This window comes from Gardnerella sp. KA00255 (assembly GCF_049244095.1).
Taxonomy (GTDB): domain Bacteria; phylum Actinomycetota; class Actinomycetes; order Actinomycetales; family Bifidobacteriaceae; genus Bifidobacterium; species Bifidobacterium vaginale_F.
Genome location: NZ_CP058374.1, coordinates 981,997 through 1,005,613, shown reverse-complemented (window position 1 = coordinate 1,005,613; position 23,617 = coordinate 981,997). Strand labels below are relative to the sequence as shown.

Here is a 23,617-nt window from a genome sequence, read left to right as displayed (position 1 = left end):
TTAAGGGTTTTATCTCGTAATTATTTACGAAACAAAACCCTTAATATATTCAATTTGTATTAACTTATATCTATCTACTTTAAAGTTCTAGCTGTAACTTTTAGGATATGAACTAGTCATTCTTAACAGTTTCAGCAACGCGTGGCCACAATGTAGTGCCCCAGTTCTTGATTGTGCGCTGACGAACGAGCGGCAAATCAGAACGGTCATACACTGTGCGCCATGGTTCCCATGCCAAGCCGGTCTTCTCTACGAGCTTGATTCGAAGATTGCGTACATTTCCCTTGAACTGAATAGTGGTATTGAAGTGAGCGGTACGATACTTTCCGTTGCCTTCCCAAGCGCGAGAACGAACGTAAGGAGTTCCGTCAATTTCAGTTCCATATTCATCCCAGTAGATGTAATAGCGAGCTACGTAAGCTCCGCGGTGATCTAAGGTAAGATAACCGTCGCGGTAAGAGGAAACTTTCGTTTCAATGTAATCACTGTTGGACTGTAGCGTAGCTACTTCGTTATCTTTTACGAAGGAAGTAGTGTAAGCAATTGGAACTGCTGGGCTGGAGGTGCTCATGTTGGCACCTTCTTGAATCAAAGCCTTAAGTGTATCAATGTTTCCAGTGATAACCTTAGCTGCGCCATTTGCGCTACCGCCAAGAATTACTGCAGTTACAGAAGTGTTCTGGAGGATGCGATGGAATTCAGTATTTGGCTTGATTTCAACGCCCTTAATAGCAGCTTCTACTGCAGCTTGGAAGTCAGTGCTCTTACTGTTGGTGTCAAACTTTACATACATTGAGCGGCCATAAGCAACGTTAGAAACGTATACTGGTGGATGCTTTTCATCAACTCCACGCCTCTTCAAGCTTTCTGGGCTTGTGCATGGTGCGAAGAAATCAGATGGGCTATCTGGAGCATCTACGCTCACGTTGTAGTAAGTTTGCTTGAAGTTTACAATCTGAGTTTGCTTTTCACCTCTATGTACAGCATCAAAGTCAATCTTAAGAGGTACGCCGATCTTTGCGAAATCAGCTCCGAACTTTGCTTTAAGTTGATTCATGCTCTGTGCGCTTGCGGAGTCATATTGCATTTTTGCTGCAACGTGATGAGTTGCTGCGTACTGAGAATTCCACTTAGATACAAGGTCGTTTACTGCTGAAGTCACAGTGCTCTTGGTTGGGCGGGTTACTGTTGCAACGCTTTCTCCGTTATGGAATCCTGGTAAATCAACGCTTAATGTTAATGGACCGCGATTTGCGGAGATTAACGTTGGAACGTTGTCCATCAAGTTCTGGTCAGCGCGGAATAAAGCGCCTGGGTATACGCGAGCATCGTTTGAGGAAGTCACAGACAAATTAGAAGTTGTGTTTGTGATGTTCTTCTTTTGATGTTCAACAACAACAAATTCGCCGCCTTTGTCAAAGCTGTCGTTTGAGAACTTATTGTCGATTGATTCGCCGTGACGGGCGAGAATATTAGTTTTATCGTATTTCAAATCCCAGAGGTAATCATTCAATGCGCTTTTCTTTACTGCGCAAGAATTGTTTTCTGGGGTCTTTTCAGCAGGTGATGCCATTGCCGGAATTGCTAAACCTTGTGGGATAACAGTTGCTCCTGCAAGCAACATCATCGCTACATTGCGATAGAACTTTGAGTTCACCATATTCGAACCTTCGTTAGATTGTAGATAATTGATTTGAAACATTTGCTAATTTCGCTTCTTTGCTATTTGTGTAGACTTCAATGTGCAATTCACAAATGCTTCAATTTGAATATTATTCCTTTTATGCTTTGAAAACAACTTTTGAAGTGAAAAATTTATTCTAAACTAAAGTTTAAATTTAAAAAGGTTGATAAATGAATTATTTTGCGTTATCAAGATTATTCTCAGCGGCGTGTTGACTGTTAAATTAAGGATTTTTGCTAATAAATATCAACATTTGTTACCCAATGCAGATTTTTGTTTAATTCCTGCTTAATTGACATTTAAATCCTGCTTTGCAATGGATAACTTAATTGCTTATCTATGAATATATATTGGATAAATTGAATATATATTCATAGTCAAACTTTTAATATTTGCAGTTTTAGATATTAAATTGTTTATGTTTTATTTGTTACATATACTTTTTTGTATTTATAAACTTAACAAAATAATCATGTTAAATTGCAAAATTGTGTAACGCGTAAATCTTTTGGCAAGTGTAACGATTGCATCCGTATAAGTGACTGTATTCTTATTAGTGATTGTATTCGTCTTAGTGATTATATTCCTATAAGTTTGCGAACATGTCTAAGCCTTCTGCGGCATTAAAAAACGCTCACACAATAAAGTGCGAGCGTTTTCTTAGTGGGCTTCCAAACACGAAATAACTGCGATGCCAAAACTGGTTCCGTGTTATTTTACGATGTTTCTCATTCTTTCTATAGTGTGCCCGATGCCGTATGAAATTACTGCCCAAGCAATTAGAGAAACAAATGATAAGCCAGCGTTCGGAATATAAATATTTGATTCCGTCGTATGAAGCGCTACTGCAGATATAAAATTACTTGCAGCGTTTAACGGAATCATACCTATTAAATTAATTATTGTTTTGAAGACAGGCTCGTGTATTGGGGTTTGCGGAGCATAAAGGTTTAAGAATGTTTCAATCTTTTCACCTTGAATCATGGTAATAACATAAATTGTTAAATAAAAAGACACTATCATTTGTATTAAAGCTTGCGGGATTATAAATATTGGTGTGATGATTCTCGAAGACTTAAATATAAGTCCCAATCCGTAACCCATAATTGCAAATAAAGCCACGCATATTGCTGAAAGAAATACAATTGTAATAGATGTGTTAAAAGGACTTTGACTACCGAGTCTGCTTGTAATGTAATATCTTGAAAGTGTTATTGCAGATATTACGCTTACTGGGATCATAGAAATTATCTGTATGACAAATACGTACAGTACTACGACAACTAATTTTGCAAATATAAGGGAATCACGTTTTGGAACAGCAACGGCTAATCCGCTTAGTATTTCTTTTTCGCGATCGCGTGATGCTGCAATTGCTGCAAAGGCAATAGAAACTGCTACTGCAGACAGCGATATAATTATGTACACTCCGGAAATCGTATTTTTTAGAATATTGATGTACTGGCCCATATCGCAATTGCTGTAGTAACGCCAAAAGCCTTCTACTTTTTGCATTCGCATTGAACAACTTTGTCTATTTGCTTCAAAAATTGCTGCTGATAATGAAACTGCGGCGCCATTATTTATCTTAATGGTAAATACGTTAACCATAAATGAAAAAAATGATGTTAAAGCGAACGGAATCAGTATAAATAATGCAGTACACCACCATGTGAATTGCGCGCATAATAGTTTGATTATTTCAACTTTAAGTATGTTAAAGAATGTTAAATGGTAGCGCGTGATGCCTCTTGAAGATGTAGGAGTCTGCATTCCTGGTTGCATTTGGTTCATAGTTTGTGCATTCATCGTACTTCTCCCTGAGTGTTATATTGCGATTGCTGCGAATATTGTTGCTGCGAATATGGTTGAGCTGAATATGATTGCTGATTGTACTGTGCTTGTGAATACTGCTGCTGGTACGCCTGTTCGTACTGCGGCTGGTATTGCTGAGAGTACTGTGCCTGTTGATATATAGGTTGATTTTCAACATTGCTTGGCATATTTTCGTATTCACTTGTAGGAATAGAAACATATTGCGTGTGATTTTTAGTAAGCGAAATGTATGCAGCTTCTAACGAAGGGCTTTCCATATTTATCTGATATGTGATTAATTCTTGATTAGCAAAACTACGAGATAAATCTGTAATATCTGCATTTCGTATTACGAAAGCTACACCTTTTTGAACATCGTCATTTTTGTTATCAACTCTAGTGATAGTGCACTCTCCGTGTTGAGACTGCATAATGTAAAGAAGCTTTTTAGGTTCTGGTGTAATAACTCGAATTGCTGAATAGCGTGAGTAGTTTTCAGCAAAGTTCCTCACATTATCTTGTAGCAAGATATTTCCATGAGCGATGATTACGATATCGTCTGCTACATTTGCAATTTCGTTTATTGTGTTTGAACTTACTAATACAGATCCACCTTGTTTTGCATAATATTTACACAAATCTCTCATCCAGTTGACTCCCTCGGAATCTAAACCATGGAAAGGTTCATCTAGGATAAGATTGTGCGGGTTTGCTAGAAGTGCTATTGCAACTGATAAACGTTTACGCATGCCGGTTGACATTGCTCTAATTTTCATATTTTTTATATATGCAATTCCGGCAAGATCAATAACTTCTAATACGCGACTTTTCTCTATACCATAAGTTTCCGCAATTCTATTAAGGTAGCTAATCGCGCTTTTGCTATAATCCTCAATTTTCATATCTAATACTGAACCAACTGTTTCAATTGGAGATCGAAGATTCTTATACGGAACGCCATCAAATAGAACTTTTCCGCTTGTTAAATTTATGAGTCCCAATGCGCAGTGTATTAATGTTGACTTTCCAGATCCGTTAGGCCCTATTAATCCTGTAACTCTGCCATCTTCTGCTACAAAGGAAACATTGTCTAGCGCACGTTTACCGTTATATCGCTTAGTTATATTTCGTATCTCTATCATAATTAGATAATACTGTTAATATCGCTGTAATCATAAGGTGAAAATAATATTTTGTAATAATTATTAAAAATGAATTTAGTAACTTTATTTTGTAATTTATTTCCACGCATTATCTTTAAATATTTGCTTTTACGCTCGTGTATTTATTTGCTTATACAGATTTGTAAGCTGTATAAATTGCAGTACAAATAGTTGTATAAATAGTTGTATAAATAGTTGTCTGCATGGATTTGCAATATTCGTAGTTTTTGTTATCAAATCGTTTGGGTTTTATTTACTATATATACTTTTTGCGTTTAGAAACTTAACGGCAATAATCACATAAATTCAATATTTTAAAAAGCATTAATACTATTATTTTCAGCTTTGAAAGGTCACGTATCACTCATATAGTTGAGGTTATGCCTACATTCACACGCGAAGAAATTGAGCATTTGGGCGTTTTGTCCCAGATTGCTTTAAGCGACGAAGAAATCAGTCGCTTGCAAGGCGAATTAAACGTCATTGCAGAATCTATTAATAAAGTGCAGGAAGTTGCTGGCGAAGATGTGCCACCTACTGCAAATCCAGTGCCTTTGGAAGCTTATTTGCGTCCAGATGAGCCTGCTACACCTTTGACTCAAGAAGAAGCTCTTTCTGGTGCTCCTAGAAGTGAGTCTGGCATGTTTGTAGCGCCTCGAATTTTGGGGGAGGAATAAAACATGACTAATACTCAAGATTTAGTAAAACTTTCTGCTGCCGATATGGCAAAGGCTGTAAAAGCTAAAGAAGTTTCTAGCCGCGAACTTGTTGAAGCTCACTTGGCGGTTATTGAGTCTGCAGAGCCAGAAATTAAGGCATTCTTGCATGTTTCTGCAGATATTGCTCTTGAGCAGGCAGATGCTTTTGATGCCAAGAACGCTAAGGGTGAGACTGAAGGATTGCCTGAGTTGGCTGGTGTGCCAATTGCAATTAAGGACATGATTGTTACTAAGGGCATTCCTACTACTGCGGCATCTAAGATTCTTGAAGGCTGGGTTCCACCTTACGATGCTACTGTTATTGAAAAGCTCAAGGCAGCTGGCATGCCAATTCTTGGCAAGACTAATTTGGATGAGTTCGCTCAAGGTTCTTCTACAGAGCATTCGGCTTATCAAACTACTTGCAATCCTTGGGATACTGAGCGTGTTCCTGGCGGTTCTGGTGGTGGCTCTGCAGCTGCTGTTGCTGCATTCGAGGCCCCTATTGCTTTGGGTACAGATACTGGTGGCTCTATTCGTCAGCCAGGCGCTTTAACTGGTACAGTCGGCGCAAAGCCAACTTATGGCGGTGTTAGCCGTTTTGGCGCAATCGCTATGGCAAGCTCCCTTGATCAGATTGGACCTGTTTCTCGTACTGTTCTTGACTCTGCACTTTTGCAGGAAATTATCGGCGGTAACGATAGGCGCGATTCTACTTCTATTCCAGCTCCTGTTCCTCCAATGGCTCAAGCTGCTCGTGAGGGCGCTCGCCGTGATTTGAAGGGCTTGAAGGTTGGTTTAGTTAAGGAGCTTAGTGGCGACGGATTCCAGCCAGGCGTTGAAGCACGCTTTAATGAAGCTGTGCAATTGCTTAAGGATATGGGTGCAGAAGTAACAGAAGTTTCCTGCCCTCATTTCCCTTATTCTTTGGCTGCTTACTACATTATTATGCCTTCCGAAGTTAGCTCCAATTTGGCTCGCTATGACGGTATGCGCTACGGTTTGCGCGTAATGCCGCCGGCAGACAAGCCTCAGACTGCTGCAAATATGATGGCTGCAACTCGTGAAGCTGGTTTCGGTGACGAAGTAAAGCGTCGTATTATTCTCGGTACTTATGCTCTTTCTGCTGGCTATTACGATGCGTGGTATGGTTCTGCACAAAAAGTTCGTACGCTTATTATTCGCGATTTCGAAGAAGCGTTTAATAAGGTAGATGTTCTTATTTCTCCAACAAGCCCTACAACGGCATTTAAGTTTGGTGAGAAGATGAACGATCCGCTTTCCATGTACATGAACGATATTGCTACGATTCCTGCAAACATGGCTGGCGTTCCAGCTTTGAGCCTCCCAGCTGGCTTAAGTGATGATGGTTTGCCTGTTGGTATTCAGATTATTGCTCCGCAATGCCATGATGAAAAGATGTACAAGCCTGCAGCAGCGTTGGAAGCAGCGCTCGAAGAGCAGTGGGGCGGCCCAATCTGGAAGTCGCTTAAAGCTGGCTGGCTCGATTCATTGGCTAAGTAAAGTGAAGTAAAGCTTAAATAAGAAGGATTCTCATGGCTGAAAAACTTATGAAATATGCCGATGCTGTGGAGCAGTTTGATCCAGTATTCGGTTTGGAAACTCACGTTGAGCTTTGCACTCGTACGAAGCTGTTCTGCCCAGCAGAAGTATCTTTTGGTGGCGAGCCAAATACTCAGCTAACTCCTGTAAGCCTTGGTTTGCCAGGCTCTTTGCCAGTTGTAAACAAGACTGCAGTTGATTACGCTATTAAGCTCGGTTTGGCATTACATTGCGAAATTGCTGAGTGGAGCCAGTTCGCTCGTAAGAACTACTTCTACCCAGATATGCCTCGCGATTACCAGATTTCCCAGTACGATAAGCCTACTAATGGCAACGGTTACTTGGATGTTGAGCTTGAAGATGGCACTGTGTTCCGCGTGCCGATTGAGCGTGCTCACATTGAGGATGACGCTGGTAAGAATACTCACGTTGGTGGTGCTGACGGTCGTATTGAAGGCGCAAATCATTCTTTGGTTGATTACAATCGCGCAGGTGTGCCTTTAATCGAGATTGTAACTAAGCCAATCGAAGGTGCAGGTAGCCGCGCTCCAGAAATTGCTGGCGCTTATATGCGTGCTATTCGCGATATTGTTCGCGCTCTCAACATCTCCCACGCTCGTATGGAGCAGGGCAATATGCGTGCTGACGTGAACGTTTCGCTCCGCCGCAAGCCAACCGATCCATTTGGTACGCGTTCAGAAACTAAGAATGTTAACACATTCCGCGGTATTGAAAAGACGCTGCAATATGAGATTCGTCGCCAGGCTGCTATTTTGAGCGAAGGCGGCGAGATTTTGCAGGAAACTCGTCACTGGGATGAGGCAACTCAGACTACTGCTGGCGGTCGCGTGAAGTCGGATGCTGACGATTATCGCTACTTCCCAGATCCTGATTTGGTTATGCTTCACATCACTAAAGAGCATATTGAGCGCATGAAGGCAGAAATGCCTGAAATGCCTCGCGAGCGCCGTAACCGTTTGCAAAGCGAATGGGGTATTAGTGATCTTGAAATGCGCGATATTTTGAACGCAGATGCTCTTGATTTGGTTGAAGAAACTGTTAAGGCTGGTGCAAGTGCAGCAGGTGCTAAGAAGTGGTGGCTTGGTGAGCTTGCTCGCGAAGCAAACACTCGTGGCGTGACTTTGGAAGAATTGCCTATTACTCCGCAAGATGTGGCTGAAGTTGAAAAGCTAATTGCAGACGGCAATCTTAACGATAAGCTCGCTAAGCAAACTGTTGCATGCGTTTTGGCTGGCGAGGGTAAGCCTGATGAAGTTGTTAAGAAGCACGGATTCAAGGTTATGAACGATGACGGCGCTTTGGAAGCTGCTGTTGACGCTGCTCTTGCTGCTGATCCTGAAGTTGCAGAAAAGCTTAAGGCTGGAAATATGAAGCCGATGGGTGCAATTATTGGCGCTGTTATGCGTGCAACTAAGGGTCAGGCTGATGCTAAGGCTGTTACTAAGATTGTGATGGCAAAGATCAAGGCATGATTTTATAGGTTCTGTACGTTTGCGTTTTGTTTATAATTATTAGCATTTCGTAAGCGTGCAGAACCTTTTGCATTTTTACGCGTGAATATAAATTATTTAATGCAATGATGCAATTAAATTTTGTATTTTAAGATTTTGTGTGGGCTATTTGAAATAATAACAAGTGATTGTAGATTTATATAGGTAATTAAATATTGCTAGCTAAATATTGCTAGCTAAATATATGCATGTGATACTAAATATATGCAGGTGATAGAGTAAGACTATTATGAATTTATTGTGTGAGTTGGGAAATTGTTTGAAGAGGTGGATATGCAGGAAATGAATTTGAGTATTAATAACGCGTGTGAATCGCTTGATTCTAGGACGCTTCCTGAAAATATAACTATTCCGGAAATTCGTGGCGAAATGGCTAGACTTCGTCCTGCGACAATAGACGATTTATCTAGAATGGATGATTTGCATGCTTTTGATGGAGCTGCTCTGATAACTGGAAAAGATTCGCAATCTGAACGAGCAATGGTGCATGCGTGGGTTGAAAGATCTGTACAGTGGTCTAGCGGTGGTCGCATTGCAGATAATCCTTCGGATGCATGCCGTTTTGCTGGGGATATTCAATCGCGCCCTACTATAGCTTGGGCGATTGTGCCTGATGTTTTAGATGATGAAGAAAACAAATCTTCAGCTATTATTGGCATGATTTTCTTAATTGACATTGACGGTTGGTCATGTTCTGCTCGCATACAGGTTGTTTTAGGTCGCGATTACCGAGGACGCGGTTATTCTCGTGACGCTATGCCTCGCGTTATGACGTACGGCTTTGCTGCAACTCCTATTGGATTGGGAATGCACAGAATTTGGGTTGGAGTTCCTGCCACAAACACACGTTCTCTTTCTGTGTATCAGTCTTTAGGTTTTATGCGCACTGGTACTGCTAGAGATGCTTTGTGGGATTCGTACAATCAAAAATATCAAGATTTTGTGGTTATGGATACTTTGGCAGATGAATACGATGCGATTCGTTCTCTTGATGCTTTTGGATTGCATGTTATTGAGGAAAACCCTGGTGTTCGTGAAGCTTTAAGCGCACATGAACATTCTATTGCTGTTCCAGTTAAAGACGCATCTGCTATGAGTTTTGCTACGAGTTTTACTACCAGTTCTGCTGCCAGTTCTGCTGCTGGTAAAAATAACGATTCTAATCCAGATAAGTCTGGTGAATCCGATGTTGCTGCTGTAAAAAAGCCATCTAAGCGCGCTTGGTGGCGATTCTTGGGTAAAGATCGTAATAATCATACGAATGATGACAAGAATGATAACAAGAACGACAAGAATGACAATGCTACAGCGGAGGTTTAATTATGAGTGCTGAAGATCTTGATAATTATGAAACTGATGCGGAACTTGCGTTGTACAAAGAGTATCGCGATGTCATAAAATTATTCACTTATGTTGTAGAAACTGAAAGGCGTTTTTATTTAGCCAATAAGGTTGATTTTAATGCTTGCGCAGCAGGACAAGACGTTTATTTCGATGTGAAACTCACTGATGCTTGGGTTTGGGATGTTTATCGTCCGACGCGTTTTGTGAAAACTGTGCGAATTGTTACGTTTAAAGATGTGAATGTTGAGGAAGTTCAAAAAACCGATATCGATATTCCAGAATCTATTGCGTAAATAAAACTATTTATGCAATAAACGCAACTATTTAGTAAATTCTATGAAATGTAGCTAATTATCTGGCTTATTGCAATATTATTTTCATTGCTAATTGTAGTTTGCTGGTAAATTTACCCAAGAGAATTTGTGCAATTAAACCAGAATTTATATAATTTGCTATCTTAACTTGAGTGTATGCTCTTTATGGGCATTTATTAAAACTTGTACGCATTTGCGTAAAGTTTGTTAGTTTTGTGGAGCTTAGTAAAAACACATATTTAGGTATGGAGGACAAGTGTCAGATACGCAATCCCAAAAAGAATCCGTAGTAATTATCGGCGGTGGTCCGGCAGGGTTGACGGCTGCTTGGGAACTTGTAAAAGACGGTGGTTCAGAACATTATGATGTTACTGTTCTTGAATCTACTACAGAATTTGGCGGAATCTCTCGCACTGTAAAATATAACGGTAATCGCATGGATATTGGCGGTCATCGTTTCTTCTCAAAGGACGACCGTATCATGCAATGGTGGCGCGATATGTTGCCTTTGCAAGGTGCTCCTTCTTACGATGATAAAAAGCTTGGTCGTCACCATGATTTGGAAGCAGGCGGTCCTGATCCTGAAGTTGAAGACGAAGTGATGTTGAAGCGTCACCGTGTGTCAAGAATTTTCTGGAATCATCATTTCTTTGATTATCCTATCTCTCTTTCGGCGTCAACATTGCGTTCTATGGGATTCGTGTTAACGATGAAAGTTGGCTTTAGCTATTTATGGTCTATGATTCATAAATTGCCTGAAACAAATCTTGAAAACTTCTATATCAATCGTTTTGGTAGGAAGCTTTATTCGATGTTCTTTGAAGGCTATACGGAAAAATTATGGGGTAGACATCCTAGCAAGATTTCCGCAGATTGGGGTGCTCAGCGCGTTAAAGGTTTGAGCATTGTGGAAGTTTTGAAGAATGCTTTTTCAAAGTTAATGCCTAAGAAAAAGGGCAAAAAGAAGGAAGTAGAAACCTCGTTAATTGAGGAATTCTGGTATCCAAAGCTTGGACCTGGTCAATTGTGGGAAACTGTTGAGCGTCGTTGCCGTGAGAATGGTGTTACTGTTCACACGAATGCTAAGGTTGTTGGAATTTCTCAAAAAGACGGCCATATTTCTAGCGTTACAGTTGAAAATTCTAATGGCGAGCGCTCTGATATTTACGCAGATCAGTTTATTTCTTCTATGCCAATCAAAGATTTGGTTGCAGCTTTGGAAGCTGGGGATAAGTCTAAGAATCAGGTTCCTGCAGAAATGCAAAAAGTTGCAGCAGGTTTGCCTTATCGCGATTTTGTGACTGTTGGATTGCTTGTAAAGCGTATGCGTTTGCGTAATACTACTTCTATCCCAACTCTTGGCAACCCGCCTATTGTCCCAGATTGCTGGATTTACGTGCAAGATCCTGGATACAAAGTTGGTCGTTTGCAGATTTTCAACAACTGGAGTCCTTATCTCGTAAAAGACGTTGATAATACTGTTTGGATTGGCCTCGAGTATTTCTGCGATGAGGGCGATGATTTCTGGAATATGAGCGAAGATGAGGCTCGTAAGTCTGCTATCGATGAGCTTACTCGAATGCAGGTTATTAACGGTGAGGAAGATGTGTTAGATTCACATCGCGAGCGCGTGCCTAAGGCTTATCCTGCTTATTTTGATACTTATGCTCAAATGCCAGAGTTAATTGAATATTTGGATAGCTTTGGTAATTTGTATTGCGTTGGTCGTAATGGTCAGCATAGATACAATAATCAGGATCATTCTATGGCTACTGCTATTGAAGCTGTTGATAATATTCGTTCTGGTCGTGAGTCTAAAGAGAACGTGTGGTCTGTTAATACTGAGAAATCGTATCATGAGAAAAAGTAATATCTAAATATTGCTAATCTAATGCCGATTTAATGTTAAGTGGCGGAAATGCGAGTTATTCGATTTCTGCCACTTTTATTTTTATATATGTTTTATATTTTTTATATATTCCTACACATTCCTATATATTTCTACATTTATTAGAAAGTGTTTTATAAAAAGTTTTAATAAAATCCCAAATTGCTTACTTTAAATTTTTCATATTTAATACATAAAATACTGCATTTATCGGCAATATACGGCGTTTTGTGCCGTCTGTATACTGTAGTAGTCTTTTATTTGTTCATGCATTGTATGAATGATATGTATTGTGCATGAAATTCATGACGGAATTTTCCGTAATCTTCCAGAAAAAGCTCACCGGAGTCTACCCGTGGAGTCGAGGAAAGGCATAATTGTGGCAACAAGCCAAAATCTTGAAGATATGAAGCTATCCGAGCTGAAAGATCTTGCGAAGCAGATGGGGCTGCGTGGTACTTCTACTATGCGTAAGTCAGATTTAGTTTCTACGCTGACTGCAGCGCGCAATGGGGGAGAAGCGCCAGCAGGTGTTACCGTTTATGTTCCTGCAAGTCCTATTCGTTCATCGCAGTATTATGATAGCGATTTTGATAACGATAGTTATCCAAATGATAACCGCAGTAGCTATGCGGAGTCTGATGATATTCAGAATAATGAAGATCGCGCTGGTAATGATGATGATGCAAGCGTGAATCAATCTGATAATAATGATCGTGAAAATAATCGTATGCTAGAAGATTTAGATATACCTGAGGGTTCTCATTTACGAGATCGCGGTATGAAAATGCGTCGTCGCCGAGAGTTTGGTAGAGAAATGATTCGTGAAGATGAGAATGAAGACGAGCGCGAAGAATTTAACGATAATGAGCAGTCTTCCTCCTCTAATTCTTCGTCTGTTTCTTCGCCTGATTTGGATCAGATTCTAGCAACTTTGCCTAATGAAATTGAAGAAGTTCAGTCTGATTGTCGCGGTGAGTCTAATCGTGAGGGTGATTCTCGTCGTCAAAGGATTTCTCAACGTGATGCAAATCGTGACAGCGGTTCTCGCTCAGATCGTTTCCAGCGTCGCGCTCGCGGTCGTGTTCGTGATTTTGATGAATCTCAAACAAGCCGTGAGGATCATCCTGAACATTTGGATCGTTCTGACGATTCTCGCGATCGTGACCGTGAGCTTAGTGAGATACGAGAAGGGCATGATCAATCCGATCGCCAACGTGCACGCGAAGAGGTTAAGGAAGAGCTTGTACCGGTTGCGGGAATTGTAGACGTTATGGATTCTTACGCTTTTGTGAGAACTTCCGGATACTTGCCTGGTCCTAACGACGTTTATGTTTCTATGAGCCAGATTAAGAAGTATGGTTTGCGTAAGGGTGATGCTGTTCAAGGCTCTATTCGCGCTCCTCGCGAGGGAGATCGTCGTAATCAGCGTCAAAAGTTTGTTCCTTTGCAAGCAATTGATACTATTAATGGTCTTAGCGTGGAAGAGGCTCAGTCACGTCCACAATTTGCTAAGCTGACGCCTTTGTATCCTCAGGAGCGTTTGAAGCAGGAAACTACTCCAAATCGTATTCTTGGAAGAATCATTGATTTAGTTGCTCCTATTGGTAAAGGTCAGCGTGGTTTGATTGTTTCGCCTCCAAAGGCTGGTAAGACAATCACTTTGCAGAATATCGCCAACGCTATTTCTGCTAATAATCCTGAAGTTCACTTGATGGTTGTTCTTGTGGATGAACGTCCGGAAGAAGTGACTGATATGGAACGCACAGTTCAAGGTGAAGTTATTTCTTCTACTTTTGACCGTCCTGCAACAGATCACACTACTGTAGCTGAATTGGCAATTGAAAGAGCTAAGCGCTTGGTTGAGCTTGGTCAGGATGTTGTTGTTTTGCTTGATTCTATGACGCGTTTGGCGCGTGCATATAACATTGCGGCTCCAACTTCTGGTCGTATTCTTTCCGGTGGCGTTGATGCTCAGGCTCTTTATCCTCCTAAGAAGTTCTTCGGTGCAGCTCGAAATATTGAAAATGGCGGTTCTTTGACTATTATTTCTTCCGCATTGGTTGAAACTGGTTCAAAGATGGATGAAGTGATCTTTGAGGAATTCAAGGGCACTGGCAATATGGAGCTTCGTTTGAGCCGCGATTTGGCAGATAAGCGTTTGTTCCCAGCTGTGGATATTAATTCTTCTGGTACTCGTCGTGAAGAGTTGATTACTCCTGCTCAAGAATTGCCAATTATTTACCGCTTGCGTCGCTTGTTTGGTGGTCTTGAACCTGAGCAGGCTTACCAAACTTTGGTGCCTCGCTTGAAGAAGACTGCATCTAATCGCGATTTTTTGGCTGCTATTGTACAGCAAGCGAATAATTCTACGAATGGTGGCAATGCTCCAAGTGTTGCTTAAAATTTAATTGATTTATTCATAAAATTACCCTCTGATTTAATACAATTGTTAATAAAATCAGGGGGTAATTTTGTATTGTTTTAGAAGAGATTCCAAAAACTTTTTTGTGTACTTAGATGCTCAATATTTATAAAGCTATATTTTATGGAATTATCGTGAATTAATGCTAAGTGGCGCTAATTATCGCTAATTAACGCCACTTTGTTTACTTTTTAATAGTTATTTATTTTCGGCACAAGCAGCCATTGCGAATTTGCGTAATCTTGATACGCCTTCTTTTATATCTTCAGGTTTTCCTGCATATGATACTCGCACGAATCCGCTGCCTTCTTTACCGAATGCTTCTCCAGGAACTACAGCCACTTTTTCTTCTGTCAACAATCTATCGCTAAATTCTTTAGAGCTTAGTCCTGTTGGTTGAACGTCAACGAAAGCATAGAAAGCACCTTGAGGTTCAATCAACTTTACTGCAGTGCAATCCGCCAATTCTTCCATAACGATATTGCGTTTGAATCGGTATTCTTCTCGCATTTCTTTTACATGATCCAAAGATCCTGTTAGCGCCGCAACACCGCCGTATTGAGCTGTTGAATTTATAGAAGAATGTATCATTTCTGCGATTTTACTTGTTTGTTCAATCACATCTTCAGTTGAAAGAATGTATCCGATTCTCCATCCTGTCATTGCAAAAGTTTTAGACAAGCTTTCAACAACTATTGTTCTTTCTTTCATTCCCTCAATTGATGCTATGGAAGGCGCTACAGTTTCAATCGAAACGTCACTTTCTGGATCATTTGAGAATACGAATGGGTGGTAAACTTCATCGGAAATAACCCATAAGTCGTTGTCAATGCAGACTTTAGCTATTTCTTTGAGTTCTTCCATTGTTGTTACTGCGCCAGTTGGATTTCCTGGTGAATTTAAGATTACAGCTTTTGTTTTTGGAGTTACAGCTTTAAGTATGTCTTCTGCGTTGATTCGCATTCCGTGTTCTGGTTTTAGTGCAACTGTTACTGGTGTTGCGTCGCACATAAGCACTCCAGCTTCGTATGATGTGAAGAATGGAGATGGGATAATTACTTCGTCGCCTGGGTCTATAAGTGCTTTTGTGGCCAAATATAAGCCTACTGTAGCTCCGTCTACTGCTTGAATTTCTGTATCAGGATTGTAAGTTAGTCCTTTAATTCGTTTCGTGTATGCTGCTGCAGCTTTTCTAAATTCTGGTATGCCAAGTACGTCTGTATATTTTGTTTTTCCAGCTTTTAGTGATGAGCATGCGGCTTCAACAATATGTGGCGAAGCGGTTTCGCCAGGTTCTCCAAGGCATAAGGATATTGCTTCAGGCATTTGTTCAACTCGATCGAATACGTCGCGTATGCCTGATCGTGGTATAGATATCGCGTGTTGTGCCAAAGTCGACATATAAGCTCCTTTTGCCTCTAGTGTGTATTTTGTGAATTAACACATATTTTGTGATAAATTTTCGTTTATTTTATATGTTTTCTAATAATCCGTAGATTTATATGTTTATGTTTATTCGTTTATTTTTATGGGTTTAGTTATTTTTTAGTATATATCTTTTATATGTTACGAATTATTTCCCAATGTTAAATGTTATTAAATGTTGTTAAATATAGTAGCACTGCTTGATGGTGTGAATTTTACGAAATTGTTAAATGTTATCAGTAATCTTTTCTATTAAACCTATAATAATTCTTAAATAACTTCCGAAATAAAATAATCTAAGCAAAAGTTTAGGCGCATAAACTTTTGGCAATTTTTTGTTAAAAATAATATTTTTCTTAAATTTTTATTCTTTTTAGCTAAAAAATACTGTAAGCTGAAGTGACTGCAGGTGGCGTAGCGTCGATTTCGGCCAACGCTGAATGAGTATGGAGGAGGCCGTATGACTAGTAATACTAGCAGGATTGAGAATGGTGCAAGTATGGATTCTACAGATGCAATAATTGTGGATATTCTTGAGCATGATGGACGTGCTACTCTTACACGTCTTGCTAAAGCTTCAGGATTGTCGGTTTCTGCTGTCCAATCTAGAGTTCAGAAACTTGAACGTAGGGGCATTATTACAGGATATCGTGCGTTAATTGATTATGAACGTCGAGGTTTGCCTATTAGCGCGTTTGTTACTGTTACTCCGTTAGATTTTGAACAGGAAGCTACTGTTCCAGCAAAGTTGCAAGATATTCCTGGAATTGAAGCATGCTATTCCATTACTGGAAGCCCAAGCTTTATGCTTGTTGTGCGCGTAGCAACCCCAGGTAAGTTGGAAGAATTGATTAATACTATCCACCGTACTGTTCCAGTAAGCACTGAGACAACGATGGTTTTGCAAACATACTTCGACTAAAGTATGAGTGATTTTTCTAATTTTGAGACTTTAGAGTCAGATTCTAGTGAGTCGACGATTGACGCTCTCGAAGTTTTAAGGCATCCTGATTCGGCTGATGCCGTAGAGAAGATTTTCGAGTTGCGTCAATCGATTGACAGCGTTGACGAAGATGTTATTCGCTTGCTCGCTAAAAGATTTGAATTCACAAAACGCGTAGGAGAAATTAAGGCTCAATATGGTTTTGCTCCTTACGATTCAAATCGTGAAAAAGAGCAAATTGAGCGTTTAAATAAAATTGCACAAGACGTTGGTTTAGAAACTTCAATTGCGCAAGCTTATCATGAGTTTGTTGTTTCGGAGGCAAAGAAGAGGCACCAGCGTATTGCTGATCGCTCTCAATATGCGCACTAAGCGCAATAATAAGAATATGACTATTGCAACCGTTGAACGCTATAAGCAGATGCTTAATGCAGCCACTCAAGGTGGATATGCGTATCCTGCTATAAATGTTACGAGCACGCAAACTCTGAATGCTGCTCTTCAGGGTTTTGCTGAAGCGGAATCTGACGGTATTATCCAAGTTTCTGTAGGCGGATCCGCATATTTTTCGGGTCAGGCCGTTAATAATCGAGTTGTTGGTTCGCTTGCATTCGCAGCGTTTGCCCACGAAGTAGCATCTAAATATCCAAATATTTCTATTGCTCTTCACACTGATCATTGTGCTGAACCGTATTTGAATGATTGGATTCGCCCACTTCTTGAACATGAAACAGAACAAGTTAAACAAGGTAAAGAGCCACTTTTCCAATCTCATATGTGGGATGGGTCAACTGTTTCTTTGAATCATAATTTGGATGTTGCAGAGGAATTACTTGATGCTTCTGTTAAAGCTCATACAGTACTTGAGATTGAGATTGGCGCCGTTGGCGGAGAAGAAGATGGACATCGCGCAGATATAGATGAGCGATTGTATTCCACTCCTGAAGATGCGTTGCGCGTTGTAGAACGATTAGGATTATGTGAGCGTGGTCTTTATATGGCTGCTTTCACTTTTGGTAATGTTCATGGATCCTATAAGCCAGGAGTAGTGAAATTGCGTCCGCAATTACTTGAAGAAATTCAAGAAGTTGTGTACAAGAAGTATAAAACTGAGTGTGATTCCCGTAGTTTCGGTGCATCGAATAAGCCTTTCCTACTTGTGTTCCACGGAGGTTCAGGATCTCGTCCTGAAGAAATAGCGCAAGCTGTTCGTTATGGCGTAGTCAAAATGAATATTGATACGGATACGCAATATGCTTTTACGCGTGCTATAGCAGGTCATATGTTCCAAAATTATGACGCTGTTTTAAAGGTAGATGGTGAAGTAGGAGCTAAAAAGCTTTACGACCCTCGTTCGTGGGGTAGAGAGGCTGAAAACGCCATGGCTCAAAGAGTAGTTGAAGCGTGTGTACAACTTGGATCTGCTGGTAAAGCGTTGAAATAGTTGCTTTAGCTGTTAAATTTACATTTCTTATTTCTATATTCGGTATGGGCGTCGCGCTAGTCTTGTCGAGTAGGGTTTGTGCGATTTGAGCTGTTACAAAGCTCATAATGGAGGTGTTCCATGCCTGGAATTGTGCTTATCGGTGCTCAATGGGGTGACGAAGGTAAAGGCAAAGCAACAGATTTAATTGGCTCTAAAGTAGATGTTGTAGCGCGTTTCAATGGTGGAAACAATGCTGGTCATACAGTTGTAGTTGGAGATAAATCCTACGCATTACACTTGTTGCCTAGCGGTATTATTACGCCAAATGTTACGCCAGTGATTGGCAACGGTGTTGTTGTTGATCCAGAAGTTCTTTTTGAAGAAATTGATGCTTTGCAATCTCGCGGCGTAGATTGCTCCCGCTTGTTAGTAAGCGAAGAAGCACATGTTATTACTCCTTACCACCGAGTAATCGATAAAGTTACAGAACGATTCTTAGGAAAGCATAAGATTGGTACGACTGGTCGCGGTATTGGACCTACTTATGCAGATAAAATTAACCGAGTTGGTATTCGCGTTCACGATTTGTTTAACTCTGAGCATTTGCGCGATAAGGTTGAAGCTAGCCTGCATCAAAAAAATCAGATGCTTGTTAAGCTTTATAACCAGCATCCTATTGATATAGATGAAGTTACTGCTCAGCTTATAGAACTCGGCAAGCGTTTAAAGCCTTATGTAGCTGATACTTCTCTTATGCTTAATAAAGCTATGGATGAAGGTAAGACTGTTCTGTTTGAAGGCGGTCAGGCAACAATGCTTGACGTGGATCACGGTACTTATCCATTTGTTACTTCTTCAAATCCTACTGCAGGTGGCGCTTGCACAGGTACTGGCGTTGGCCCTACAAGAATTAATCGCGTAATTGGAGTTGCTAAGGCTTATATCACACGCGTTGGCGAAGGTCCTTTCCCTACTGAGCTTTTAGATGAGAAGGGCGATTGGCTGCGTGAGCATGGTCATGAGTATGGCGTTACTACTGGCCGTCCTCGTAGATGCGGATGGTTTGATTCTGTTGTAACCCGTTATGCATCTCGCGTTAATGGTTTAACAGATATTGTGCTTACTAAGTTGGATGTTCTTACTGGTTTGGAGGAGATTCCAGTTTGCGTGGCCTATGACGTGACTTTGGCGGATGGAACTGTTAAGCGCATGGATGAAATGCCTGTAGATCAGTCTTTGTTCGCTTCTGCAAAGCCAGTATATGAGATGCTCCCAGGCTGGGGTGAAGATATTTCTCAAATTCATAAGTTTGAAGATTTGCCAGAAAATACTCAAAGTTATGTAAAGCGTTTGGAAGAGCTTTCAAATTGCCGTATTTCTGCTATTGGTACTGGCCCACAGCGTGATCATATTATTAGCGTTCATTCGTTAGTGGATTGAGATATAAATTGCTCGTGATTAACTTCGCGTGATTCGCTTCGTATGATTAATTTATCAAAACGGCACTTCTAAAATAGAGTGTCGTTTTGGTTTAGTATGAGGTATTTTGTGTTAATTGATAGAGGAGCAAATAGTGAGAGAGAATGATAGTAGTCTTAAGTTAAATAGAAACCGAAATAGTTCTACTAATCTAGAGCATACTAAAGTTAATAAACGTTCCCCATACACAAATCGTAAGTTGTATTTATTAGTTTTTCTCGGCGGAATGTGCGGAGCGATTGTTCGTAGCGTAATATCTGTTATTAGCATAAATTATTCTCTTATGTCTACTAAACTCACGCTTGGCACTTTCTTGTCCAATATGATTGCATGTTTCATTTTTGCGATGGTTAGTTCGTTAGTCGTTGCCGCGTGCTCTTCAAAGCGTAAAACTTTATATAGTTATGCTTTAGGAACTGGTTTTTGTGGCGGATTGTCAACTATGTCCACTTTCGCTTTAGAAGGCGCTGTTGCATCAATGGGCACCCAAGGAATATTTTCTATTTTGGGAATGGTTTTTTCGGTAGTGATTGCAATTATCTTAACTTTTATCGGGATATGGATTGGAGACAAAATCGCTAGCTGCATTCTTTCAAAGCGAGCGAAAAAGTCACCTGATTTAAGAGTAAGGCGGTGAATAATGCATTTTCTGAATACTGCTTTTATGTTTATTTTGCCGTGTATTTTCGGCGGATTAGGTGCTGTTTGTAGATGCGCTATGACTAAGGGAATAACTAGATCCTATGAGAGTAATATTCCTGTAGCTACATTGTGGATAAATTGCATTGCTTCTTTTGCTCTTGGTGTTGCATCTAATTTATTCCTAGCGCTTCATGCAATATTGGGAATGAATTTAGTATTCATAATGGTTGTAGGATTTTTGGGAGGTTACTCGACTTTTTCTACAGCAATTTTTGAAGGAGTATATCTCGTTAAAAATAGGCGTTTTAAAGACGGAATATTCTTGATTTTCGCTGAGTTAATTCTGCCATTTTTAGCCGCAACTTTAGGATATGTTGGAACTTCTTTTATTGTTTTCTTATTTTAAAGTCTAAATATTTTATATTCTGCTGTAATTTATTATTTGTCGGAATGTTAGAATATTTCATGTTTTGTTTGCTATTTGATTCAAGAATAGGTTTGCAGTGATTCGGGAAAAAGTTAGCGATTGTGTGCACAGCATTGATTTGAGCTTTAGAAATACTATTAATCGTCTTCATTGGAAACTAGTAGGTGCAGGTGCACTAGTCGGTATCGTTTCGGGAATATTAGTTGTTTTGTATCGTGCTGGTATTGAATATGGTACAGATGTAGCCCGCTGGGTTTATTCACAAGTTTGGAAGCAACCTACTAAAATATCGCTAATTATATTATCTGTTCTTGTTGTGTCTGCTGTGATAATAGGCGCGTGCATAGGGTGGATGAGCCGAAAAGAGACGATGGCGTCTGGAAGTGGTATTCCTCAAGTTGTTGGATATGAAAATCGCGGTTTAAATATGCGATGGAACACAATACTTCCAGTACGATTTGTAGCTGGCCTTATTGGTTCCTTGCTCGGCCTTTCATTAGGAAGGGAAGGCCCTTCTATTCAAATTGGTGCGTGCGGCGGTCAGATGCTTTCGCGAATTTTACGCGGAAAATCATCTCACGGAGATGAATCTGAGCACTATATGGTTACAGCTGGCGCTGCAGCTGGACTTTCTGCGGCTTTTAGTGCTCCGCTTTCAGGATTGATGTTTGCGCTCGAAGAAGTTAGACATGGTTTATCTTCTTCAGTGCTTATTATTGCAGCGGTTGCTTCGTTGTGCGCCGATTTTGTTGCTCAAACTTGTTTAGGATTAAAGCCAGTTTTAGATTTTGGCAATATTCCTGATTTACCAATCAGTTTGCATTTTTGGATTATTCCATTAGGTGTTTTTGCAGGTTTAATAGGTTCTTTAATGAATCGTTCATTGCTTGGATTGCAAACTTTGTATAAGCATATGCCGAAATGGTCTCCAACAATAATTGCATGTCTTATAGCTATACCAGTTGGACTTTTTATTCCAGAAGTTTTGGGTGGTGGATCTAACTTAGTGCGTCTTTCAGAATATGGGAAGATAAGTTTTAGTTTCCTTTGCGTTCTATTTATAGTAAAAATGCTTTTTACTTCAACTAGCTTTGGATGTGGTGCTCCTGGTGGTATTTTCATGCCAATTCTTGCTGTTGGTGCACTTGCTGGTGGCGTAATGTCAAGGTTTATAACTTTGCATTTTGGAGTTGATTCAAAGTTTATATCCGTATTCGCTGTGTGCGTAATGGCTGGTACATTATCTGCTTCTGTTAAGGCTCCGCTTACTTCAATTTTGCTAACTGTTGAAATGTCTGGAACGCTAATTCACATGTTGCCTGTTGCTGCATCTGCTTTTATAGCTCTTTTAGTGTCTGATGCTTTGAAAACTAAGCCTATTTATGGTGAATTACTTGAGCGTTATATTGCAGAACACGATAACGATCCTTCTGTTTTTGTGGATAAGTCTGTGAATTAGTGAACTTCTGACCACATTGATTAAAAAATATTGTGCTATGGAATTTGTTGCTATGTAATAGTTCCATGCATGATTTAAATAATATAAATAACGCCAATAACGCCGCTAGCGCTAATTCGAATTTATCGGATTCGTATGCGAATTATAGGCAACAGCTGAATAATGGCCGTTTCTCAGACAATGAATTAGACGATCGTACGATTTTATCTTCGTATAGCGCTTTTGATGATGATTTTCTTGAAAGTAATGTTTTTGGAAAACTTTCTGATAATTATGATTCGGAATTTTCTGACTCGAGTGATGTAACTGAAAAATCAGACGATTCGTCTGGAGGCATGTCTGAAAGTTTGTCTGGAGCTTCGTCTGAAAGTATTTATGCTAGTAGAGCTACTGTTTATCCGCATGCTGCTGCTATCTCGCTTTTTGGCAAAGATTATTCATACGTTTCTCCAGAATTATTTCCTTCGAATGTAATAGTTGGTTCTTCTGCAATTGATGGTGTTGGGCTTAGTACAACTCTTGCAATGTTATCTTTGCATTTAAGCTCGTGTGGTTATTCTGTAGCTTTTGTTGATGCTGATATTCCTCATGGCGGTTTAGATGTTTTGCTCGGCTTAGAATCAGATGAAGGCAGAAGATTACAAGAAGTTGAAGCTCCATTAGGTAAATTAGACGGGCATGTGTTAAAAGATGAGCTTATTTATTGGAATGGGGTTGGTGTTCTCGCTTACGCTCCTTGGCGAGCAATTGGTCGTATTATCCCAAAGAATGATTCTGATATAAAAAGCGAAGATGTTAAGAATATAAGTGATTCTTTATTTTTAAAGCCTTGGTTATTAGATGCTGCAATTCGTGGTTTAGCTCAGTGCCATGATTTTGTGATTGTTGATGTAGGCGCTGGCATGAATGCTTTTAATGTTTTTAATACAATTCCAGGTTTAGCTTATTGCTTTAGTGTTTATGCTAGTGAACTTTCCGTTTTAGGAATGGCTCGTATGCGCGCGTATAATTATCAACTTTCTGTTGTAAAAGAATTGTTGATTGAACGCTTATCTTCTTGTTCTTCTAAAGAAGCTAGAGAAGAAATTTTTAAAGATATTATTAAAATCGGTCGCGAGTCAGTTGTTGTTGGGATTATGCCTCATGGCTTATCTGCAAAACTGTGTGTTGTTGATTGCGATGAAGCTTCGCAGTATTTGTCTAAGAATGTTATGGGTCCTATTAAATACAATTCGCGCATGCATGAAGACATTATTGAAGGATACGGTATTCGTAAAATCCCTACGTCTTTACGTCAAGTGATTGAGCGATTAGCGAATTGTGTTTCTGAATTTTGTTTATCTGATGACGAGTAAATCGGAATGAGAATTTGGGGATATAAGAATTTAAG

Annotated in this window: 19 protein-coding genes; 15 read left to right on the top strand and 4 right to left on the bottom strand. The window is 40.0% G+C overall.

From position 1 onward, the window contains the following. Nucleotides 1-112: 112 nt before the first annotated feature. The 3 genes from HXT51_RS04050 to HXT51_RS04040 all read right to left on the bottom strand — a co-directional run bounded on the left by HXT51_RS04050 (nt 113) and on the right by HXT51_RS04040 (nt 4,641). Nucleotides 113-1,660: a thiol-activated cytolysin family protein gene (locus tag HXT51_RS04050; RefSeq protein ID WP_103084459.1), complete on the bottom strand. Its 1,548-nt coding sequence runs from the start codon at nt 1,658-1,660 to the stop codon at nt 113-115. A 735-nt stretch (nt 1,661-2,395) separates the two neighbouring features. Then, nucleotides 2,396-3,493, bottom strand: coding sequence for a hypothetical protein (locus tag HXT51_RS04045; protein WP_421776238.1), 1,098 nt, complete (start codon nt 3,491-3,493; stop codon nt 2,396-2,398). Continuing rightward, nucleotides 3,490-4,641: an ABC transporter ATP-binding protein gene (locus tag HXT51_RS04040; RefSeq protein WP_421776237.1), complete on the bottom strand. Its 1,152-nt coding sequence runs from the start codon at nt 4,639-4,641 to the stop codon at nt 3,490-3,492. Before HXT51_RS04040 ends, HXT51_RS04045 begins: the two co-directional genes overlap by 4 nt. Nucleotides 4,642-5,042: 401 nt before the next feature. On the opposite strand from HXT51_RS04040, the gene gatC reads away from it, so the two are divergent. The 7 genes from gatC to rho all read left to right on the top strand — a co-directional run bounded on the left by gatC (nt 5,043) and on the right by rho (nt 14,405). Then, nucleotides 5,043-5,339: an Asp-tRNA(Asn)/Glu-tRNA(Gln) amidotransferase subunit GatC gene (gene gatC / locus HXT51_RS04035; RefSeq protein WP_004114131.1), complete on the top strand. Its 297-nt coding sequence runs from the start codon at nt 5,043-5,045 to the stop codon at nt 5,337-5,339. A gap of 3 nt (nt 5,340-5,342) precedes the next feature. Continuing rightward, nucleotides 5,343-6,884 carry an Asp-tRNA(Asn)/Glu-tRNA(Gln) amidotransferase subunit GatA gene (gene gatA / locus HXT51_RS04030; RefSeq protein WP_103084462.1) on the top strand — a complete coding sequence of 514 codons (1,542 nt, stop codon included), beginning with the start codon at nt 5,343-5,345 and terminating at the stop codon, nt 6,882-6,884. 32 nt (nt 6,885-6,916) lie between these two features. Then, nucleotides 6,917-8,416, top strand: a complete 1,500-nt coding sequence (gatB, locus tag HXT51_RS04025; RefSeq protein WP_103084463.1) for an Asp-tRNA(Asn)/Glu-tRNA(Gln) amidotransferase subunit GatB — start codon at nt 6,917-6,919, stop codon at nt 8,414-8,416. Between the two features lie 312 nt (nt 8,417-8,728). After that, entirely contained in the window at nt 8,729-9,775 is a 1,047-nt protein-coding gene (locus HXT51_RS04020) for a GNAT family N-acetyltransferase (RefSeq protein WP_421776236.1), read from the top strand. Nucleotides 9,776-9,777: 2 nt separating this feature from the next. Beyond that, nucleotides 9,778-10,092, top strand: coding sequence for a DUF2469 domain-containing protein (locus tag HXT51_RS04015; protein ID WP_415692359.1), 315 nt, complete (start codon nt 9,778-9,780; stop codon nt 10,090-10,092). A gap of 277 nt (nt 10,093-10,369) precedes the next feature. Continuing rightward, nucleotides 10,370-11,983 carry an NAD(P)/FAD-dependent oxidoreductase gene (locus HXT51_RS04010; RefSeq protein ID WP_415692358.1) on the top strand — a complete coding sequence of 538 codons (1,614 nt, stop codon included), beginning with the start codon at nt 10,370-10,372 and terminating at the stop codon, nt 11,981-11,983. A gap of 397 nt (nt 11,984-12,380) precedes the next feature. Further along, a complete protein-coding gene (gene rho / locus HXT51_RS04005; protein WP_421776821.1) occupies nt 12,381-14,405 on the top strand; it encodes a transcription termination factor Rho in 2,025 nt (674 codons plus the stop codon). A 219-nt stretch (nt 14,406-14,624) separates the two neighbouring features. On the opposite strand, the gene HXT51_RS04000 is transcribed toward rho, so the two are convergent. Further along, complete coding sequence (locus HXT51_RS04000) at nt 14,625-15,827, bottom strand: pyridoxal phosphate-dependent aminotransferase (RefSeq protein ID WP_421776235.1); 1,203 nt, start codon at nt 15,825-15,827, stop codon at nt 14,625-14,627. Nucleotides 15,828-16,311: 484 nt separating this feature from the next. Here HXT51_RS04000 and HXT51_RS03995 point away from each other — a divergent pair, with 484 nt between their 5' ends. The 8 genes from HXT51_RS03995 to HXT51_RS03960 all read left to right on the top strand — a co-directional run bounded on the left by HXT51_RS03995 (nt 16,312) and on the right by HXT51_RS03960 (nt 23,582). Continuing rightward, nucleotides 16,312-16,773 carry an Lrp/AsnC family transcriptional regulator gene (locus HXT51_RS03995; protein ID WP_103084469.1) on the top strand — a complete coding sequence of 154 codons (462 nt, stop codon included), beginning with the start codon at nt 16,312-16,314 and terminating at the stop codon, nt 16,771-16,773. Nucleotides 16,774-16,776: 3 nt separating this feature from the next. Continuing rightward, nucleotides 16,777-17,166 (top strand): chorismate mutase, encoded by a 390-nt coding sequence (locus HXT51_RS03990; protein ID WP_421776234.1) that lies wholly within the window; start codon nt 16,777-16,779, stop codon nt 17,164-17,166. A 16-nt stretch (nt 17,167-17,182) separates the two neighbouring features. Then, a complete protein-coding gene (gene fbaA / locus HXT51_RS03985; protein ID WP_103084606.1) occupies nt 17,183-18,238 on the top strand; it encodes a class II fructose-bisphosphate aldolase in 1,056 nt (351 codons plus the stop codon). Between the two features lie 120 nt (nt 18,239-18,358). Then, nucleotides 18,359-19,660 carry an adenylosuccinate synthase gene (locus HXT51_RS03980; protein WP_103084471.1) on the top strand — a complete coding sequence of 434 codons (1,302 nt, stop codon included), beginning with the start codon at nt 18,359-18,361 and terminating at the stop codon, nt 19,658-19,660. A 133-nt stretch (nt 19,661-19,793) separates the two neighbouring features. Beyond that, entirely contained in the window at nt 19,794-20,336 is a 543-nt protein-coding gene (locus HXT51_RS03975) for a fluoride efflux transporter FluC (protein ID WP_415705537.1), read from the top strand. A gap of 3 nt (nt 20,337-20,339) precedes the next feature. Beyond that, nucleotides 20,340-20,747, top strand: a complete 408-nt coding sequence (locus HXT51_RS03970) for a fluoride efflux transporter FluC (RefSeq protein ID WP_103084472.1) — start codon at nt 20,340-20,342, stop codon at nt 20,745-20,747. A 100-nt stretch (nt 20,748-20,847) separates the two neighbouring features. Continuing rightward, a complete protein-coding gene (locus tag HXT51_RS03965; protein ID WP_421776820.1) occupies nt 20,848-22,227 on the top strand; it encodes a ClC family H(+)/Cl(-) exchange transporter in 1,380 nt (459 codons plus the stop codon). Between the two features lie 65 nt (nt 22,228-22,292). After that, a complete protein-coding gene (locus HXT51_RS03960; RefSeq protein ID WP_421776233.1) occupies nt 22,293-23,582 on the top strand; it encodes a hypothetical protein in 1,290 nt (429 codons plus the stop codon). Nucleotides 23,583-23,617 lie beyond the last annotated feature (35 nt).

What these genes read in the sequence shown, in the direction of transcription:
- gatB (WP_103084463.1), top strand. Translation starts at nt 6,917, where the DNA reads ATGGCTGAAAAACTTATGAAATATGCCGATGCTGTGGAGCAGTTTGAT.
- HXT51_RS03980 (WP_103084471.1), top strand. Translation starts at nt 18,359, where the DNA reads ATGCCTGGAATTGTGCTTATCGGTGCTCAATGGGGTGACGAAGGTAAA.
- HXT51_RS04050 (WP_103084459.1), bottom strand. Translation starts at nt 1,660, where the DNA reads ATGGTGAACTCAAAGTTCTATCGCAATGTAGCGATGATGTTGCTTGCA.
- HXT51_RS03995 (WP_103084469.1), top strand. Translation starts at nt 16,312, where the DNA reads ATGACTAGTAATACTAGCAGGATTGAGAATGGTGCAAGTATGGATTCT.
- HXT51_RS03990 (WP_421776234.1), top strand. Translation starts at nt 16,777, where the DNA reads ATGAGTGATTTTTCTAATTTTGAGACTTTAGAGTCAGATTCTAGTGAG.
- fbaA (WP_103084606.1), top strand. Translation starts at nt 17,183, where the DNA reads ATGACTATTGCAACCGTTGAACGCTATAAGCAGATGCTTAATGCAGCC.
- gatA (WP_103084462.1), top strand. Translation starts at nt 5,343, where the DNA reads ATGACTAATACTCAAGATTTAGTAAAACTTTCTGCTGCCGATATGGCA.
- HXT51_RS04045 (WP_421776238.1), bottom strand. Translation starts at nt 3,493, where the DNA reads ATGAATGCACAAACTATGAACCAAATGCAACCAGGAATGCAGACTCCT.
- HXT51_RS04015 (WP_415692359.1), top strand. Translation starts at nt 9,778, where the DNA reads ATGAGTGCTGAAGATCTTGATAATTATGAAACTGATGCGGAACTTGCG.
- HXT51_RS04040 (WP_421776237.1), bottom strand. Translation starts at nt 4,641, where the DNA reads ATGATAGAGATACGAAATATAACTAAGCGATATAACGGTAAACGTGCG.
- HXT51_RS03960 (WP_421776233.1), top strand. Translation starts at nt 22,293, where the DNA reads ATGCATGATTTAAATAATATAAATAACGCCAATAACGCCGCTAGCGCT.
- gatC (WP_004114131.1), top strand. Translation starts at nt 5,043, where the DNA reads ATGCCTACATTCACACGCGAAGAAATTGAGCATTTGGGCGTTTTGTCC.
- HXT51_RS04020 (WP_421776236.1), top strand. Translation starts at nt 8,729, where the DNA reads ATGCAGGAAATGAATTTGAGTATTAATAACGCGTGTGAATCGCTTGAT.
- HXT51_RS03970 (WP_103084472.1), top strand. Translation starts at nt 20,340, where the DNA reads ATGCATTTTCTGAATACTGCTTTTATGTTTATTTTGCCGTGTATTTTC.
- HXT51_RS04000 (WP_421776235.1), bottom strand. Translation starts at nt 15,827, where the DNA reads ATGTCGACTTTGGCACAACACGCGATATCTATACCACGATCAGGCATA.